Here is a 1,302-nt window from a genome sequence, read left to right as displayed (position 1 = left end):
GGCGGATTCCAGGGGTTGTTGCAACACGTGGTCGGTTTGATCAGGCTGCGATGAGTTTATGCAGGCGCTCGGCTGGGGTTTCCCAGCCGAGCGTTTTGCGCGGGCGGCCGTTGAGTTCGGCGGCGACCGCGGCCAGGCGCTCCGGACCGTGGAGGGACAGATCGGTGCCCTTGGGGAAGTACTGGCGGAGCAGGCCGTTCGTGTTCTCGTTCGAGCCACGCTGCCAGGGACTGGCCGGGTCGCAGAAGTAGACCGGAACGCCGGTGACGACGGTGAACGAGCCGTGGGAGGCCATCTCGGAGCCCTGGTCCCAGGTCAGTGAACGCACCAGGTGGGCCGGCAAGGCCTGCACGGTGGTTACGAGGGCGTCCCGGACGTGCTCGGCGGTGCGGCCGTTCGGCAGATGCAGGAGCATGACGTAGCGGGTGGCGCGTTCGACCAGGGTACCGATGGCTGAGGTGCCGTCCTTGCCGATGATTAGGTCGCCCTCCCAGTGGCCGGGCACTGCCCGGTCCTCCGCGTCGGCGGGCCGATCGCTGATCATGACCATCGGGGTGGTGAACCGTGGCTGGCGCCGCTGGGCCTGGCGATGCGGCCGGCGCCAGGTGCGTCCCGAGCGCAGGGCAGCCGCGATTTCGCGACGCAACTCACCGCGTCCTTGCAGGTAGAGGGTCTGATAGACCGTCTCGTGGACCACGTGCATCTCCGGCCGCTCGGGAAACCGTGCCCGTAGAGCCTGGCAGATCTGCTCCGGGCTCCACTTCCTGTCCAAGTGTTCCTGGATGAAGTCCCCTAGTTCGGGGCTCCGGGCAATCTTGCGCGGCTTGGGGCGTGGCCGACGGGCGTCAGCCCTGGCCTGGGCCGCGTGCGGGCGGTAGACCTCGCTGTCGGGGTGCCGGTTGCGCTTGATCTCGCGGCTGACGGTGGAGGGGCTACGGCCCAGCTCGGCAGCGATCGAGCGGATCGATGCCTTCTCACGAAGCCGGTCCGCGATGTGAATGCGCTCTTCCTCCCGCAAATGGCGGGAGGAGTCGGGCAGAGGGGAAGCCGGCCGCTGAACGGGCGGCTTCCCCTTCCTCGTGCCGGTCGGCTGACTGCCGTTGCGCCATCGCTTGCCGGTCCGAAAGTTGATCCCGACGATCCGGCATGCTTCCTGGCTGCTCAGCCCCTGGTCCATGAGCCGGAAGTATTCCGCCTGCTCACGGACCAGTTTGCGCGGCCCCTGTCTGGTCCGTTCCTTACGAATCTCGAAGGTCATTGCAGTCCCCGGTCAGGGTGTTGCAACGATCCCTAGAACCCAAG

General features: G+C 67.3%; 1 protein-coding gene. It reads right to left on the bottom strand.

The annotated features are described in order from the left end of the window. Positions 1 to 40: 40 nt before the first annotated feature. Positions 41 to 1,165 carry an IS30 family transposase gene (locus ABD323_RS41260; protein WP_425556341.1) on the bottom strand — a complete coding sequence of 375 codons (1,125 nt, stop codon included), beginning with the start codon at positions 1,163 to 1,165 and terminating at the stop codon, positions 41 to 43. Positions 1,166 to 1,302 lie beyond the last annotated feature (137 nt).

The sequence above is a fragment of the Kitasatospora nipponensis genome (genome assembly GCF_039528135.1).
Classification (GTDB): domain Bacteria; phylum Actinomycetota; class Actinomycetes; order Streptomycetales; family Streptomycetaceae; genus Kitasatospora; species Kitasatospora nipponensis.
The sequence above is the reverse complement of the archived record's forward strand: the minus strand, read 5'-3'. Positions and strand labels throughout refer to the sequence as shown.